We start from the raw sequence: 16394 nt of genomic DNA on the forward strand, positions 1-16394 counted from the left end.
ATCCAAACGGGATCTTGCGGCCCGGAAGCGCGGGGCTTCCGGGCTGGGCTTGCCCATCTGCCTATGGGCTGGTGCAGGTCAGCGCGAGCGATCCCGGTGCCGTCCCGTTGGCCGTGAAGCCGAACGAGGTGGAGGCCCCGCCGCCGAGCGTGCCGTTGTAGTTCACGTTCTTGACGGTGATGCTCTGGCCGCTGGTCGTCAGTACGCCGCTCCACAGGTTCGCGATGCTGACGCCGCTCGGCAGCGTGCCCTTGACGGTCCAGCCGTTGAGGGTGGCGCTGCCGTTGTTCTTGACGGTGACGTCGGCGTTGAAGCCGCCCTGCCACGAGTTGGTGACCTTGAAGGTCGCCGCGCAGCCGGAACCTGTGCCGCCGCCGCCCGTGGGGCTGGTGCTGGGCTGCGGGCTGGGGCTGGTGCCGCCACCGCCGCCGGTGGTGATGCTCGCCGAGAAGTTGTTCACGGCGAGGCCGACGCCGCCGACCCAGGGCTCGAAGCCCGCCTGGATGCTGGTCAGGTACCACGAGCTGTTGCCGTACTGGCTGCCGCGGTTGAGGGTGTCGCGGACGAAGTCCATCACGTCGAAGCTCAGGCTGGAGATGCCCGACTGGACGTAGGAGACGACGTTGTTGGACCCGTTGTTGCCGGTCCAGACGGCCCAGGAGCGGCCCGCGATGCTGACGGTGGCGGTCTGCGAGCCGATCGGCTGGATGGAGCCGGTGTGGTGGAGCCACACCATGATCTCCGTGTCCTGTACGCCGCTGACGTTCGTGTCGGCGTTCAGCCAGATGTCGTACGACGCGTCGTACGTTCCGGAGCCCGGGTAGCTGTTGGAGATGCTGGTGTTCGCCGCACTGATCTTGCTGATCTGGGCGGGCAGCGGCGATCCGGGGCTGCAGTTGCTGTAGTGGCAGCCGAGGAAGACCGAGGGGTAGGAGACGGGCGCACCGCTCGTGTTGCCGGTACCGGCCTGCTGGACGATCGAGAAGCCCGTGCTGGTGACGTTGATGCACTGGGTGGCGCTGGTGCCCCACCGGTTGTTCTGGACGACGTACTTGCCGCCGATGGTCGTGGAGCCGTACTGATCACAGATCTGCGTGTCGGCGTGCGCTGACGGTGCCATCACCACGGCGGTCAGGGCGGACGCTACGCCGAGCACACCCGTGATCACCAGGGTACGCATTCGGGACATGTCACTCCTCGCAGGACGAGTTGTGTGGGCAGGGGTGACCGTATTCCCGGCGCGTACGCGACTAGTCATCATCGATAGTTTCGACAACTTCCGGCCTGGTCAGACCGTCGATGCGTGTGAAAGTTACGGCTAGCGCAGGCGCAGGGCGAGGGCCGGGCACATGGCGATCGCCTTGCGGGCGCCGGGCTGCAGCCAGGGTGGCACGGGTGCGTCCGGGAAGGCCGGGAAACCGTTGGGGTCCAAGCGAATCAGCTCGGGTACGACGTGCGCGCAGAGGCCGTGCCCGTCGCACCGCGTCCAGTCCACGGTCAGCCGGCCGCTCTGGGCCTCCGAACCGGGGATCGGCAGCACGCCCTTCACCGGCTTGCCGCAGCCCTCGTGCAGCACGTGGGCGGACAGGTCCTCGGTGAACGTCTCCAACGCGGAGATCGCGAATCGCGAGGTGCCGTCCGGGTGGCTGCAGGCGCCGCGGCCGCGTACCGCGCCGGCGGCCATGCGCACGGTGTCGAGGGCCGAGCCGCCACCGCCGGAGGAGAGGGAGGTCATCGCCCGCGCCACGTCCGGCAGGCCGAGCCGGCACGGTCCACATTGGCCGGCGGACTGGCCCGCCAGATACTGCAGCACCCGCGCCGTCTCGCCGATCGCGCACGTCCCGGCGCCCAGCGGCACGACGATGCCCGCGCCCAGCACGCCGCCCACCGCGGCGAAACCCTTGCGCGAGACCTCCGCGGCAGCGGCACCCGCACCGGTGATCCACTTTCCGTGGAACCCACCCACGAGTACGCCGGAAGCGGCATCCGCGCCGCACACGTCCAGCACGTCCGCGAAGGGCGAACCGGCCGGCGTCTCGACGACGAGCGGACGGCGTACGGCGCCGGTGACGGTGAGCAGGACGGTTCCCGGCTCGTCCTCGGTGCCCAGGGACGCGTACGCCGCCGGGCCGTGCAGTGCGCCGATCGCCAGGTGGGCGTAGGTCTCCGCGTTGGACAGCAGGGTCGGCGCACCGCGTACGCCGGTGTCGCTGGCCCGCGTCTTGCGGCCGGGCGGGATCGGGAACTCGCCGTTGATCCCGCGCACCAGGGCGCCACCCTCGCCGGAGATGAACCTGTGCGGCACCGTCACGACCCGGGTCGGCGCCGGCATCCGGCGTTCGTCGAGGGCGCGCATCAGCGACCGGCCGGCGACCCCGTCATCGGCGATGCCGACGACGATCTCCGAGGCCCGCAGCGCGTACGCGGCGAGGGCGGCGCCGTCGAGGATGAGATGGGGGGCCCGCGCCAGCAGGACCTTGTCCTTCCAGCTGGCGGGTTCACCCTCGGTCGCGTTGACGACCACGACGGTCTCGCCGCCCCGCTGGTACGCCGATTCCAGGACCGCCTTCAGCTTCTTCGCGAACGGGAAGCCGGCGCCGCCGCGGCCGCACAGCTTGATCTGCTCGGCCAGGGCGAGCAGGGCGTCGGCGCCGAGCGGGGCGAGGCTGCCGTGGATCGCGTGGTGCTGGCGCAGGTCGAGCCGGCCGGCGCGGTCGAGCCCGGCGGTGAGCCGGGCCGGGCCGAGGCTCACCACGTCCGGTGGGTTCACCGCAGTTCCTCCCCGCGCAGGTGCGCCCAGAACTCGTCGTCGGAGACGCTCTCGTACCTGCGCGCCCGCTCCTCCACCGGCCGGGGCAGCCGTACGCTCGGCGGCCGCTGCCGGTCGGCGAACGTGGGCTGCCGGTCGAAACCCGGCTGCCGGTCGAGGGGCTGCCGGTCGAGGGACTGCCGGTCGAGGGACTGCCGGTCGCCGGGGCGGGAGTCGAAGCCGGATCGCCGGTCAAGGCCGGGCCGGCGGTCGGCGGCGGGCCGGCGGGGCTCCGGCGGCGGCCCCATAGGTGGGACGCCGGGCGAGACGGGGGGTGCCATGGGGGGTGGCATCGGCCCGCCCGGCGTCGGTCGGTGGGCGGGCCGGGTCGCGGCCCGCTGGCGGGGTACGGCGCGCTGCCGGGGTGCGGCGTGCCCCCAGCCCTGCACGGGAACCGGGCCGGTCCCGGTCGCGCCGATCCTCGGCAGCGTCGCGGTGACCTGGGCCTTCGGCGTACGCTGCCGGCGCCCCCAGGCCACGCTCAGCCGGACCAGGAGGGCGACCGCCACGAGGATCACGCAGATCACGTAGCCGGCCGTCACCCAGCTCTTCGGCGACCGGCCGGACGCGAGCCCGTGGACGATCCCGGCCGGCCACGACGCGTACGCGACGCTGTGCAGCACCCGCCACAACCACGGCCGGGAGGTGGCCGCGAACCGGCCGCGGATGACGCCGGTCCAGGCCGCGAGCGCGAGTCCGTACGCGGCGACGGTGCCGAGGCCCAGCACGGTCGCGTGGTAGGACGCGAGGAACGGGACGAGGACGTCGAGGATCCGGATGTGCCCCTCGACGACCTTGATCGCGATGTGCAGGCCGAGGAAGACGACGGCGGCGAGGGCCGTGGACCGGTGCGCCGCCTGCAGCAGGACGCGATGGCGGATGAGCAGGACCAGCCGGTCGGTCGCGGCGACCCCGGCCATCACCGTGACCGACAGCGAGACCAGGCAGAAGACCCCGGCGTAGTAATCGAGGAAGTGGTGGCAACCGGCGAGAATCCGCTCGCCCGGCGGTGTGAAGGACAAGAGCGCCGCCAAGAGCAGCATCCCGCCGAGCCAACGTGTCACCGTCCGGAACCGTGTCACGGTCCGCTGCGCTCTCGCCATGGCCCCCAGTCCTGCGATCGGACCCCAGTGGGTCGGCTGTTCGGGGGAATTCTGGCCGATCGGCGGGGTCGGAACAAGGCCGCGGCGCGAGCCATCACCGTGCCTTAACCATCTCTTGAGGATGGCTCACGTACGGGTGCGGACCGTCTACCGTGCGCTGTGGAGGTACTCCGTCCACGTCTGCCGGCCGACCGCGTCCTGCGGCGCCAGGTTCGCGCCCGCCCGCAGGGATCCCACGAGCCTTCCCCAGGCGGGCAGCGTCACGACCAGCCGCCGCTTCCGCCTGCCCTTCTTGTACGCGTCGACCAGGTCGCCGAGCGACCGGACCTCGGGACCGCCCACGTCGCGTACGCGGCCCATCGGCTCGCCCTCGGCCAGTTCGGCGAGCATCGCGGCGACCTCGGCGGCGGCGATCGGCTGGAATCCGACGCCCTTCACCACGGGCATGACGGGCGATCTGCTCAACGTGCCCGCGATCCCGTCGATCAGCTCGTGGAACTGCGTCGCCCGCAGGATCGTCCAGGGCACCGGGCCGCCCTCGATCAGCCGCTCGACGGCCAGCTTCCGGGTGTAGTAGCCGAACGGGATGCGGTCGATGCCGACGATCGAGATGTACACCAGATGCGGTACGCCGGCCAGGCCGGACGCGCGTACGAGGTTGCGGGCGGCGTACACATCGGACTTGCCGGCGTGCTTCGTGTCGGAGGCGCAGTGGACCACGACGGGGCCGCCGGCCAGGGCCGCGTCCAGTCCGGCGCCGGTGCTCAGATCGCCGCCGGCGGCGCGGCTGAAGACGCGTACGTCGTGGCCGGCGAGACGCAGGATCTCGACGAGCGGGCGGCCCAGGGTTCCGGTGCCGCCGGTGACCAGGATGGAGGCCATTCCCACACCTTACGACGCACTCCGGGCACAACCCGTCAAGCGCTGTGGAAGGCGACGATCTGGAGCAGCGGTGCCGGAGATCTGGTCGCGTCGGCGAGGTTCTTCCCCTCGCGGGTCGAGGGCGGCGGATAGGAGATCACTCCCTGATCCGGAGCGAGGACGCCCACCTCCTCCTCCCAGCCGGGCCAGCGCAGCGGGGCGGCGAACTCGGTCAGCGCGCCGGACAGCACCGCCCGCAGCCAGTCCGCGTAGCCGAGCTCCAAATCCTGCCAGCTCAACGTATCCGGGCCGTAGTAGTGGACGGTCGGCCGGGCGTCCGGAGTGCTCTGTCCCCAGTGGAATCGGCCGCCGAGCACGTCGTAGCCGACGGTGATGCCGCCGATCTCCGGGTCCGGCCGCGTCGCGAGCGCGACCCACCCCGGCGCGCCGCTGCCGAGCACCCGCAGCCAGCCGTGGTCGACCAGGATGCCCCCGGCGTACGCGGCCACGGAACCGAGCCACGAGCGTGTCGTGATTTCCAGGCGTTCCCGGCAACGGCGGCCGGTCCCGGGGTTGGCCGGGACCACCTCGACGGGGTACGGGGCGGCGGCGACGACCGCGAGGATCTCGGGCCAGGCTTCGGTCATGCCGGCGATCATGGCACGGGTGCCCCGCGATTTCCGGCCCGTCGGCATAAGGTGGCCGGCATGGCTGCCGACGAGATGGCGTACGAGATGGGGGTCTTCCTGGCTGATCAGGGAGACTACGCGAAAGCGCTGCGCGTGCTGGCCGGGGCCGGCGACGATCACCGGGCGTTGCTGGCGCTGGGCCGGATGGCGAGCAACGGGCAGGGCCGCCCCGAGGATCCCGCCGAGGCGGCCCGCCTGTACGAGCGCGCGGCCGGGCTGGGCAGCGGCGAGGCCGCGTACAACCTGGGTGCCCTGTACGGGCAGGGACGCGGCGTGCGCCATGACGCGGACCGCGCGCTGGAGTGGTACGAGCGGGCAGGTGACCTCGGCTACGCGCCCGGCTGGCGGATGGCCGGCATGATGTACGCCGCCGGGGACGGGCGCGCGACCGACCTGACCACGGCGGAGCGCTTCTGGCGCAAGGCCGCCGCGGCGGGCGACGCGCAGGCGATGGCGGACCTCGGCCAGCTGCACGCCTACTACCTGCACGAGCCGGTGGCGGCCGCGGACTGGTACCTGCGGGCCTACGGCGGCGGGCAGGAGGAGGCGACGAGCCACCTGCTGCGCCTGGCCGAACCGCTGCGCCGGGCGTTCGACGGCGGCGACGCCCGGGCCGGGACGATGCTGGGGGCGATCCTCGCTCTGTTCGCGGAGGACGGGCAGGAGCAGGCGGTCGGGTTCCTCACCGAAGCGGCCCAGGCCGGCGACGCGGAAGCCCGCCGCATCCTCGACCTCGTCCTCGCCCAGCGCAACTGACCCGCCCCCGCGGCCCGCGGCAAGATCCCGCTTGGATCAGGTTTTCGCACGTAATCATGGGCCATGATTCGGGTGATTTCCCTGATCCAAACGGGATCATGAGGGCGCCAAGGAGGGCCTAGGCGGGGACGCTGTCCAAGGTGGACGGTTGGGGAGCGGCGGCGCGGGTGGTGCGCAGCCAGACGCTGAAGCCGTACGCGACGAGCCCGGCGTAGATCGCGTACAGGACCGCCGACGGGTAGAAGTGCGACTTGATCAGCAGTGGTACGCCGACCGCGTCGACCGCCAGCCAGGCCGCCCAGAACTCGTTCCAGCCGCGGGCCATCGCGTACGCGGCGACCATCGAGCCGACGAAGATCCAGGCGTCGGACCAGAAGTACCAGCGGGGTGCCGGCCAGCCCGCCCCGAACCAGAAGAACACCTGCTGCACCACGATCACGGCGGCGATCCAGAAGCCGAGCAGCGCCAGCCGTTCCCGGCCGGTCGCCCAGCGGGGCACGATCGCCGGGGCGCTCCGGTCCTGGCCGCGGCTCGCCGACCAGCGCCACCAGCCGTAGACCGAGGTGAGGATGAAGAAGATCTGCCGGCCGGCCTGGCCGAACAGGGTCATGGCCTGCGGGTTGCCGAAGGCCACCCCGAAGAACACCGTGAACAGCAGGAGATTGCCGACGATCCCGGCCGGCCACGCCCACACGCGGCGGCGCAGGCCGCCGATCGCGGAGGCGAAACCGAAGACGTTGCCGACGACCTCGCGCCACAGGATGTGCTGACCGAACACGGTCAGCTGCGCGTCGAACAGCTGGTGCAGAACACTCATGGTGGGCCCTTTCGATCGAGGAGCGATCAGGCCCGGGGCACCCTTCGCAGGGAACGCGGGACGCCGGCCCCGGCCCATGGCCGACACCGTCGTCGCGTGCTTCCTCCCATCCGGACTCTCACCGTCGGTCCCGGAGTTTCACCGGGTCAACCGGCCGCTGGCTGCGGCCGGGTCGCGGACTGTCACCGCCGGTTCGGACTTTCACCGACCCCGGAGCACGTCGAAGCGCAGTATCGCACCGCGTGCCGGTTGTTTCCGATGGCGTCGGTCACACCCGGCCGGCGGTGGTGCCGAGGCGTTCGAGGTGGCGTTCGATGGTGTCGCGGCTGAGCGTCATGCAGGCGATCTTGGCTTCCAGCTTCTCCTTCTCGACCCGCAGCAGCTCGACGAGTTCCTGCTCCGAAGCCGTGTCGGCGGCGGTGGGCCCGTCCTCGTGCAGCATCGAGACGATCAGCTTGGTGGTCAGCCCCGACCGGACCAGGCTGGTGATCGTGCCCACCCGGGCCACGTCCGTCTCGGCGTACGCGCGGTAGCCGTTGCTGGTCCGGGTGGGTTGGATCAGGCCGCGTTCCTCGTAGTAGCGCAGCATCCGGATCGGCACCTCGGTACGCCGCGACAGCTCGCCGATTTTCATCGCACACTCACCTTGACCCTCTCACTAGTGTGAGACTTTATCGTCGACCACATGAGCGTGCAAGTAATCACCGAAACCCCCGTGACCGCTGACCGGCTGCCCTGGCGACCGCTGCTCGTGCTGTCCGCCGCCGCCTTCGCCTCGGTCACCGCCGAGATGCTGCCGGCCAGCCTGCTCGTCGAGATCGGCGACGGGCTGCACGTCAGCGCGTCGGCGGCCGGGCTGCTGGTCGCCGCGTGGGCGCTGACCGTCGCCGTGGCGAGCGTTCCGCTGACGAAGGCCACCCGGCGCGTACCGCGGGGAGTGCTGCTTCCGTTGGTGCTGGTGGTCTTCGCCGTCGCGGTCGCCGGGACCGCGGTCGCGCCGACCTACGGGTGGGCGCTGGGCGCGCGGATGGTCGCGGCGGCCGCCCACGGGCTGTTCTGGTCGCTGCTCATGCCCACGACGGCCGCGCTCACGCCGCCCCGGTTGACCGGTCGGGCCATCTCCATCGTCTCGGCCGGCCCGACCCTCGCGGGCATCGTCGGCATCCCGATCGGCATGGTGATCGGCGCCGCGGTCGGCTGGCGCGCGTCGTTCGGGATCCTCGCCGCGGTCCTGGTCGCCGCGGCCGTCGCGGTCCGCGCGCTGAAGCTGCCCGACGCGCCCGCGCCGGGTCCGCGTACCGGGCGGGGCAACCGGGCGGTCCTGGCCGTCACCGTCGGCACGGGCACGCTGCTCATCGGCCACTTCCTGATCTACACGTACATCTCACCCCTGCTCGAACCTCACTACGCCTCAGGTGTACGCGCGGCCCTGCTGCTGGTCTTCGGCCTGGGCGGCCTGGCCGGGACGGCCGCGGCGGGCCCGCTGTCCGACCGGTTCCCCCGGCAGGCGCTGGGGTGGTCGGCCGCGGTCTTCGCGGCGGCGCTGGCGCTGCTGGTGTTCCTCTCCTCGGGGCTCGTCGTCGCGGGCGTGGTGCTCGCCTTCTGGGGTGCGCTGATCGGCCTGATCCCGCCCGTGTTCCAGACCCGGCTGATGCGGGTGGCCACGCCGGGCCAGGAGACCGCGGCGGGGGCGATCGCGGTCACCGTGCTCAACGCCGGTATCGCGGCCGGGGCGGTCGTCGGCGGTGTCGTCGTAGGACAGTGGGGGACCGGTACGCTGCCGGCGATCGGTACGGCCTTCGCCGCCCTGGCCGCTGTGCTGCTCGTGGGCCGGGGACTACGATCCGCCGATGGCGCTGACTCTCACTGACCTTCGCGGGTACGCCGACCGCGACCTCGACGCCGACCTCGCCCGCTGGTTGCCGGACGAGCCGCGGATCGAGATCCCGGCGGAGACCCGTTCCGTGGACGGCCTCCTCGACCGGCTGCCGCCCGACGGCGCCGCCGCGCTCACCGCCCTCGACCGGCGCGTCCGGTCGGGGGCGATGCCGAATTTCCTGGACGTCCACGACTGGTCCTACGGTTTCGGGTTCGCCGAGAACGACTGCGGCATCGTGGACTCCGACTACGAGACCGAGGTTTCGGAGGAGGACGTCTACACGATCGGCGCGGACGGCGGCGGCAATCTCTACACGGTCCTCGCCAACGGGCAGGTGGCGATCTGGTTCCACGAGGAGGAGGTCCTGGAGGGCGGGACCCGCTTCGACAATCTCGACGTCTTCCTCTGGTCGGCCGTGCGGTACGCGGCCGTCCGCCGCGGAACCCTCCGGCGCTCGGAAGTGGAGGCGGACTTCATCGCGCTGGGACAGGACGGCGCGCTCGATCCCGAGGTGGGCATGCTGAGATACATGAAGTGATCTCCGTTGCCGTCCGCGGCATCGGATCACCATGGACGAGCAGCCTGCCGAAGCGACGGGTATGCGACCCTTCGTTCGATGGCTGGCATCGAGGGTGCCGGATACCCTCGCGCCATGGAGCGTAGCGCGACGGAGCAGCCCGACGGCGGGCCGGCGGCACGAGGCTGGGCGCGCAGCCCGCTCGGCATTGCGGTGATCAGCGCGGTTCTCACGACCGTCGGCGCGGCGGCGGTGGCGGTCTTCACCAAGTTCATCAGCACCGACGACCGGCCGGCGGCCGCTGCGTCGGCGGCTTCCTCCGTTGCCGCGAAGCCGAGCCCGTCGACGACCGGCGCCGTCGACCCGTGCCTGGTCGGCATCTGGAAAGGGCTGTCCTACTCCTCGTACGTCAAGGTCGACGACGACCTGACGTTGTACATGCAGCTCAGGTCGGGCGACGGTTTTCGCCTGACCTTCACGGCCGGCGGAACTGCCACGCAGACGCTCGACACCCGTCCGACGCTTGCCGAGAGCCTCAACGGGTCGGACTTCACCATGGTCCTCACCGGGACCGCCGGCTTCGACGTCACCGCCGGCAAGGGGCGCATGGTGCTGAAGGGCGTCGCGGGAGAGGTCGCCAGCGAGCTGCACGAGCACAAGGACGGGGGGTTCCTCTTCGGCAAGGACAGCTCGTCCACGAACACGGTCACGGTCGCGGGAACCACCACCAGCCTGCAGTACGAATGCAGCGCGGGCTATCTCGTCCTCACCGCCGACGACAGCAAACGCGAGTACCAACGGGCCGCGTAGTGGCGCGGGCTCCTCGGACGGCAATTGAGCATCGGCTACTCATGCCCCACCCCCGGCGTACGCGGTCTCCTGGAGACGGGCGGGCGCCGGGTCTGCCTTTTGTGAGGCAGGAGGAGTGTCATGTCACACCGTCGTCAGGGCCGGGCCGTCGTTCTCGGCGCCAGCGTCGCGGGACTGCTCGCGGCGCGCGTACTCGCGGATGTGTTCGAGAGCGTGATCGTCGTCGACCGGGACGAGCTGCCGGTGGCCGCGGTGCCGCGGCGCTGCGTTCCGCAGGGGGAGCACGGGCACGGCCTGCTGGCGCGCGGCTATGAGGCGCTGGAGGAGCTGTTCGCGGACTTCGCGGCCGACACGGTCGCGCTCGGCGGCATTCCGGTGGACATCCAGCGGGACACGCTGTGGATCTCGGACGGGAACCAGTTGCGCGGAGCGGAGTCGGGCCTGCGCGGGCTGTGCCTGAGCCGCCCGGCGATCGAGGGCTACATCCGGGAGCGCGTCGCGGCGCTGCCGGGCGTCGAGATCCGGGCCGGGCACGAGGCCGTCGGCCTGCTGTCCACACCGGACGGTACGCGGGTCACGGGTGCCCGGATCCAGCCGCTCGGCGGCGCGGTCGAGGAGCTGGCCGCGGACCTGGTCGTCGACGCGACCGGCCGGGGCAACCGCGGCCCGACCTGGCTTGCCGAGCTGGGCTACGAGCCCGCCGCCGAGGAGCGCGTGGACGCCCACATGGTCTACGTGACCCGTGAATTCCGCCGTACGCCGGGCGCGTCCCCGTACGCGGCGCTCGTGCAGGCGCCCTGGCCCGGCCAGCCGTTCGGGGTGGTGGCCATCGCCGTCGAGGGCGACCGCTGGCAGGTCACGCTGCTCGGCTGCGGTCCGGGGATCACGCTGCCGGCCGAGCTCGATGAGTTCGTGGCGTTCACCGGGCGGCTGCCCGACCCCCGGGTCCACGAGATCCTGGCGAACGCCGAGCCGATCGGGGAACCGCACCGGATGCGCCTGCCGGTCAGCGTACGCCGGCGGTATGAGGACGCCCGCCGGCTGCCCGAGGGGTTGGTGTCCACAGGGGACGCCGTGTGCGCGTTCAATCCCGCGTACGGACAGGGGATGACGGTCGCGGCAGCCGAGGCGCTGACCCTGCGGGACTGCCTCGCGAAGGGCGTCGCCGGTCTGCCGCAACGGTTCTACCGGAAGGCCGCGAAGCTCATCGACACCCCGTGGGAGATCGCGGTCGGCGGGGACCTCCGCTTCGAGCACGTCCTCGGCCCGCGTACGCGCAAGACGGCGTTCATCAACGCGTACATCGGCAAGGTGCATCGGGCGGCGGTCGGCGACGCGGTGGTGGGGCGGGCGTTCCTGCGGGTGGCGAACCTGATGGCGGCGCCGCCGTCGCTGTTCGCGCCGGGGATCGTGGCGCGCGTGCTGCGGGGGAGCCGGCGGCCGGCGGCCGAGGTGTCGCGAGTGGCGGGCCGGCAGGCCGTCGGCGCGGCTACACGCCCAGTTCGCTGATGATGCGCGAGCTGGCGTCGGCCTTGTCGGTGCCGCCGATGCCCAAGGCGATCTCGATGCCCAGCTCCGCGCAGACGTCCGCCTCGGCGATCGTGGCGAGGGCGCTGCGGTCGCCGCCGTTGGCGAAGACGATCCGGTCGTCGGGGTGCAGCTTGCGGATCTCGGCGAGCGTACGCCGCACCGATCCGTCCAGATCGGTCGCGAGCAGGACCTTGTCCACCACGCGCAGGTTCTCGACGACCTCGGCGCGATCGGCCTCGCGGATGATCACCCGGCCCTTCTTGAGGACCTGCTGGTCGTCGTTGTTCACGATGACGATCAGCAGATCCGCCAGCGCCTTCGCCTCGCGCATCATGCGGACGTGCCCCACGTGCAGCGGATTGAAATAGCCGCTGACCACGGCGACCGTACGACTCATCGGGTGAGCTTACCCGAATCCGGAATTCGGAAGCATTGCTAACAGTCTATTGACTCGCCCGTGCCGCGATCGTACTGTGAGAGCGCTCTCTCACGGCTCCAGCCCTGGTGGCCCGTGAGGTGAGAGCGCTCCCCAGTCCCCCCTGGTGAGCGGACGTCCCCCACAGGGTCCGGCCCCCGCTCCGTCCCCGTTCGTCCCCCGGCCGGCCCTGATCCGCTTCAGTTCCGGATTGAGAGGGCTTCATGCGTACCCGCATCCGGGTCGCCGGCGCGCTGGCCGCGACCGTCCTGGCCGTCCCGCTGGCGCTCGCGCCGTCCGGGCCGGCCCTGGCCGTCGGGCCCGACCCGCTCCCCGTCACGGTCACCAACAGCACCGGCCGCGGCGACGCCGTCTACCTGTACGTGATCGGCGTACAGCTGTCCAGCGGCCGGCTCGGCTACGTCAACTCCGCCGGCGCCTTCACGGCGTGGAGCGGCGGCCAGCTCCCGCCGTCGCCCGCGCCCGACGTGTCGATCGGCGGCCCCGGCAACGGCGGCAGCACCACGATCCGCTTCCCGCGCGGCTTCTCCGGCCGCGTCTACTTCTCGCTCGGCCAGAAGCTCCAGTTCTTCCTGACCCCGGACGGGCTGGTGCAGCCCGCGCCCTGGGCGGCCGGCGACGCCAACCAGAACATCCTGTTCGACTGGAGCGAGTTCACCTACAACGACGCGGGGCTGTGGCTCAACAGCTCCCAGGTGGACATGTTCGCGGTGCCCCACGTGGTCACCGTGACCAACAGCGCGGGCGCGACGAAGCGCTCCGGCGAACTGGTCGCGAACGGCCGGGATGCCGTGATCAACGGGATCCGCGGCCAGTCCGGCTGGGCGAACACGGTCTACTCCCGGTCGGACGGCACGGTCCTGCGCGTCCTGGCGCCGGGCAAGGCGGCCGGGGCGGGCCTGTTCAGCTCGACCTACTACGACGGCTACATCAACTCGGCGTGGAGCGCGTACGCGTCGAAGACCCTGACCGTGGTGCCGTTCTCGGACCAGCCCAACACCAAGTACTTCGGGCGTACGAGCGGGACGGTCATGAACTTCACCAACTCGTCCGGCGCCCAGGTCGCCTCGTTCAACCGGCCGTCCAGCGCCGACGTGTGGGGCTGCGCGGGCAACCTCAACGCGCCCAACGACCAGGTCGTGGGGCCGATCGCGCGTACGCTGTGCGCGGCGCTCACCCGCGGCACCCTCGGCACGGTCGACACCCAGCCGAGCACCAACGCCGCGCAGTTCTACACCAACAGCCCCGCCGACCAGTACGCGAAGATCATCCACGCGAACATGTTGGACGGCAAGGCGTACGCGTTCCCGTTCGACGACGTCGGCAACTTCGAGTCGCTCGTGAACGACGGCGATCCGCGCTCGGCAAGCATCATCCTGAGCCCGTTCACCGGGGGCGGCGGCGGTGGCACCGGTGGCGGCACGATTCCGGCGACAGCCGGCACGATCACCGGTCCCGGCGGCAAGTGCGTCGACATCGCCGGCGACGACACCGGCGGCAACGGCACGGCGGCGCAGCTCTGGGACTGCCAGGCGACCGCGGTCGACCAGCACTGGACGCACAACGCCGACAACTCGCTGTCGACGCTGGGCCGCTGCCTGGACGTCAACGGCAACGGTACGGCGAACGGCACCCAGGTCGAGCTGTGGGACTGCAACGGGGTCGGCGGTCAGAAGTGGGTGCAGCAGGCCGACGGCTCGCTGCGCAACCCGCAGTCCGGGCGGTGCCTGGACTCGCCCAGCGGCAGCACGGCGAACGGCGCCCGGCTGCAGATCTGGGACTGCAACGGCTCGGCCGCGCAGAAGTTCTCGGCCAACGGCGGCGGCCCGATCCTCGGCCCCGGCGGCAAGTGCGTGGACGTCGCGGCCGACGACACCGGCGGCAACAACGCGGCGGTCCAGCTCTGGGACTGCCAGGCGGGCGCCGTCGACCAGCACTGGTTCCACCAGTCCAACAACTCCCTGCGTACGCTGGGCCGCTGCCTCGACATCGTGGCGGGCGGAACGGCCAACGGCACGCAGGTGCAGCTGTACGACTGCAACGGCACCGGTGCACAGACCTGGCAGCAGCAGGCGAACGGTTCGCTTCTGAACCCGCAGTCGGGCCGCTGCCTGGATTCCCCGAGCGGCAGCACGGCGAACGGGACGCGGCTGCAGATCTGGGACTGCAACGGGAGCGGGGCGCAGAAGTTCGCCCTCTCCTGAGCGACGGGGGCTGGGCCGGCCCTGGCCAGCCCAGCCCCTTTCTCCGCCGTGCTCGGGTCGCTCAGCTGTTCCTGGGCCTGCGGGCGATGAACAGCAGGTGCGTCTCCGGCCAGTCGACCGCTTCGCCGTCCGGCGTACGCAGGGAGGCGACGGGCGCGATGCGGTTGGCGACGATCCAGTCGTTGCGGCTGGGCGCGGAGGCGGCGTCGATCTCGAAGCCCGCCTCGGCCAGCAGCGCGATCCAGTCCGCGAATTCCAGGCCGCAGAACTGCTCCCGGGTCTCCGACAGCCAGTTGTCGGTGTAATCCTTGCGGGTCAGGAAGTCCATCGCCGCCCCCAGCGACAGCTGCACGTCCCGGGGATCCGCCGCCGCCTCGTACGCGACCTCGAACGCGAAGTCGACGGCGTACTGGTCGAACCGGGCGCGCGTCGACAACCCCCGCACGTACGCCGCGACCTCCGCCGACGACAGCGAAGCGAGATCGGGCCGGGGCTTCGCCGGATTGTCTCCGTCGTCAGTGGACAGACGCAGCACGACCGGCCGATCCTTGCCCGTCGGCCCGCAGACGTCGCTGTTGATCCAGACACCCCCGGGCACGGTGTGCTCGTAGATCGCCCGGGCGAACGCGAGCAGGGACTCCCGCCGGTTGCCGTACGACCAGATCTCGTGGGTCAGCGAGAACGTCATCGTCGTGTCGATCGACCGCGGCTGCAGGACGGCGCCGCCGAGCACGTTGCGGTGGTAGAAGAACACGTTCGGATTCCGGTACGCGCCCTGCGCCTTCTTGTGCCGGCACTCCTCGTACAGGTGGCGGGCGACCTCGACGCCGATCAGGTCGCTCTCGTGCAACGTGTCGTCCCGGTCGGCCTGCTCCAGTACGGCACCCGCACCGCAACCGATGTCGACGATGCGGCCGGGGCGGACGTGCGGGCGTACGAGCTGCCACTTGCGGGCCGCCCCGTCGGCGAACGCGTCGATGTACGTCCGGTAGTCCCGGGTCGCCGTCAGACCGCCCTCGTCGCCGACGACCGGATCGTTGACGACCGTCCGGACGAGATCGGCGAGCTGGTAGCGCGCGTACACGTCGATGGTGGCGGGGTGAGCCAGCTCCTGCCACGTCGGATCGCCGGACGCCAGCCTCAGCAGGACGTCCCAGGGGCGCTCGGGCTCCGGCCGGTGGGCGGGATCCGCCTCGACCCAGGCGATGTCGAAACCCAGCCGTTCATAGAGCGCCGACACGGCCGGGGTCGAGCACGCGACGATCGTGTCGTCGGGGGAAAGGTGCAGGCCCGCGTACACGTCGATGTTCTTGAGGGTGACCTCGGCGAACCGTTCGGTGGGCGCGGCGTCGAAGATCGGCACGACCAGCGAGCGCAAGCCGGCGAGCAGGGAGAACCGCTCGATCGCGGCCTCGCGCCGGTGGAACGGGACGGGGTTGCGCCTGGTGTTCTCGTGGTTCGCGGAGGTGACGGCCCAGACGATCGTGGTGCCGTCGGCTTCGGCGAGGCCGCGCAGATACGTTTCCTGGAACCTGGTCAGCAGGTGGTGGCGGCCGGGAAACAGTACATACGTCACAAGAGCACCTCCTGAGCAGGGAATACTTGCGCCGCGAATAGTAACGGGAGCAGGTGGGCGACGACGATTTCCGAGGCCTGCTTCGGATCCGTGTTGTCGGCGGAGTGGCCGGCGGTGATCGAGTACCCGGAATCTGTAGAAGTGGATCTCCATTGCTTGATCAAGAGCCGGGGATCTGCAAAAACGGGCCGCTTTTGACAGCATCCGGGTACTTGATCAAGCTTTCGCGCCTTGATCAAGCCGACGGCCCTGCGGCCGGTGATCGTTTACCGCTATCACGGCACTTCCGGCGCTCCCGGCGTGATCAAATACCGTCAATACTGCAGGAAAGCGCTCTCTTGCCGGAATAGCGGTATTTGATCAAGGGGATCGGCATCGCAGTGCCGTAATAGCGGTATTCGATCACG

15 protein-coding genes and 1 riboswitch are annotated in these 16394 nt (G+C 71.0%); of the genes, 6 read left to right on the forward strand and 9 right to left on the reverse strand.

Annotated features, from left to right (window positions below; translation table 11 throughout):
* Window positions 1-61 precede the first annotated feature (61 nt).
* From G401_RS0135670 to G401_RS0135690, 5 genes are all read right to left on the reverse strand, one after another.
* A complete protein-coding gene (locus G401_RS0135670; protein WP_027346247.1) occupies window positions 62-1189 on the reverse strand; it encodes a GH12 family glycosyl hydrolase domain-containing protein in 1128 nt (375 codons plus the stop codon).
* A 129-nt stretch (window positions 1190-1318) separates the two neighbouring features.
* Window positions 1319-2770 carry an NADH-quinone oxidoreductase subunit NuoF family protein gene (locus tag G401_RS0135675; RefSeq protein WP_034594113.1) on the reverse strand — a complete coding sequence of 484 codons (1452 nt, stop codon included), beginning with the start codon at window positions 2768-2770 and terminating at the stop codon, window positions 1319-1321.
* A complete protein-coding gene (locus G401_RS53750) occupies window positions 2767-3873 on the reverse strand; it encodes a hypothetical protein (protein ID WP_157546709.1) in 1107 nt (368 codons plus the stop codon). Before G401_RS53750 ends, G401_RS0135675 begins: the two co-directional genes overlap by 4 nt.
* A gap of 186 nt (window positions 3874-4059) precedes the next feature.
* Window positions 4060-4794 (reverse strand): SDR family oxidoreductase, encoded by a 735-nt coding sequence (locus G401_RS0135685; RefSeq protein WP_027346249.1) that lies wholly within the window; start codon window positions 4792-4794, stop codon window positions 4060-4062.
* Window positions 4795-4829: 35 nt separating this feature from the next.
* The gene (locus tag G401_RS0135690; protein WP_027346250.1) at window positions 4830-5420 is read right to left on the reverse strand and encodes a DUF2625 family protein; all 591 of its coding nucleotides are present in this window, start codon (window positions 5418-5420) and stop codon (window positions 4830-4832) included.
* 60 nt (window positions 5421-5480) lie between these two features.
* On the opposite strand from G401_RS0135690, the gene G401_RS53755 reads away from it, so the two are divergent.
* Window positions 5481-6218 carry a tetratricopeptide repeat protein gene (locus tag G401_RS53755; RefSeq protein WP_051367682.1) on the forward strand — a complete coding sequence of 246 codons (738 nt, stop codon included), beginning with the start codon at window positions 5481-5483 and terminating at the stop codon, window positions 6216-6218.
* 118 nt (window positions 6219-6336) lie between these two features.
* On the opposite strand, the gene G401_RS0135700 is transcribed toward G401_RS53755, so the two are convergent.
* Window positions 6337-7035: a nicotinamide mononucleotide transporter family protein gene (locus tag G401_RS0135700; protein WP_027346251.1), complete on the reverse strand. Its 699-nt coding sequence runs from the start codon at window positions 7033-7035 to the stop codon at window positions 6337-6339.
* Between the two features lie 94 nt (window positions 7036-7129).
* Window positions 7130-7256, reverse strand: a riboswitch (FMN riboswitch).
* A 47-nt stretch (window positions 7257-7303) separates the two neighbouring features.
* Window positions 7304-7669 carry a MerR family transcriptional regulator gene (locus tag G401_RS0135705; RefSeq protein ID WP_027346252.1) on the reverse strand — a complete coding sequence of 122 codons (366 nt, stop codon included), beginning with the start codon at window positions 7667-7669 and terminating at the stop codon, window positions 7304-7306.
* A 51-nt stretch (window positions 7670-7720) separates the two neighbouring features.
* Here G401_RS0135705 and G401_RS55275 point away from each other — a divergent pair, with 51 nt between their 5' ends.
* From G401_RS55275 to G401_RS50785, 4 genes are all read left to right on the forward strand, one after another.
* Window positions 7721-8905 (forward strand): MFS transporter, encoded by a 1185-nt coding sequence (locus tag G401_RS55275; protein ID WP_084558001.1) that lies wholly within the window; start codon window positions 7721-7723, stop codon window positions 8903-8905.
* On the forward strand, window positions 8886-9452 hold the full coding sequence (locus tag G401_RS0135715) for a hypothetical protein (protein WP_027346276.1): 567 nt from the start codon (window positions 8886-8888) through the stop codon (window positions 9450-9452). The genes G401_RS55275 and G401_RS0135715 overlap by 20 nt, the downstream gene beginning before the upstream one ends.
* A gap of 114 nt (window positions 9453-9566) precedes the next feature.
* Window positions 9567-10241 (forward strand): hypothetical protein, encoded by a 675-nt coding sequence (locus tag G401_RS0135720; protein WP_027346253.1) that lies wholly within the window; start codon window positions 9567-9569, stop codon window positions 10239-10241.
* Window positions 10242-10361: 120 nt separating this feature from the next.
* The gene (locus G401_RS50785; protein ID WP_051367691.1) at window positions 10362-11750 is read left to right on the forward strand and encodes an FAD-dependent oxidoreductase; all 1389 of its coding nucleotides are present in this window, start codon (window positions 10362-10364) and stop codon (window positions 11748-11750) included.
* On the opposite strand, the gene G401_RS0135730 is transcribed toward G401_RS50785, so the two are convergent.
* On the reverse strand, window positions 11731-12168 hold the full coding sequence (locus G401_RS0135730) for an adenylyltransferase/cytidyltransferase family protein (RefSeq protein ID WP_034594115.1): 438 nt from the start codon (window positions 12166-12168) through the stop codon (window positions 11731-11733). The two genes, G401_RS50785 and G401_RS0135730, sit on opposite strands and share 20 nt — an antisense overlap.
* A gap of 242 nt (window positions 12169-12410) precedes the next feature.
* Here G401_RS0135730 and G401_RS0135735 point away from each other — a divergent pair, with 242 nt between their 5' ends.
* Window positions 12411-14411, forward strand: a complete 2001-nt coding sequence (locus G401_RS0135735) for a beta-1,3-glucanase family protein (protein ID WP_027346255.1) — start codon at window positions 12411-12413, stop codon at window positions 14409-14411.
* A gap of 61 nt (window positions 14412-14472) precedes the next feature.
* Here G401_RS0135735 and G401_RS0135740 read toward each other — a convergent pair whose 3' ends face one another.
* The gene (locus G401_RS0135740; protein ID WP_027346256.1) at window positions 14473-15987 is read right to left on the reverse strand and encodes a class I SAM-dependent methyltransferase; all 1515 of its coding nucleotides are present in this window, start codon (window positions 15985-15987) and stop codon (window positions 14473-14475) included.
* Window positions 15988-16394 lie beyond the last annotated feature (407 nt).

Source organism: Hamadaea tsunoensis DSM 44101 (assembly GCF_000428945.1).
Lineage (GTDB): Bacteria > Actinomycetota > Actinomycetes > Mycobacteriales > Micromonosporaceae > Hamadaea > Hamadaea tsunoensis.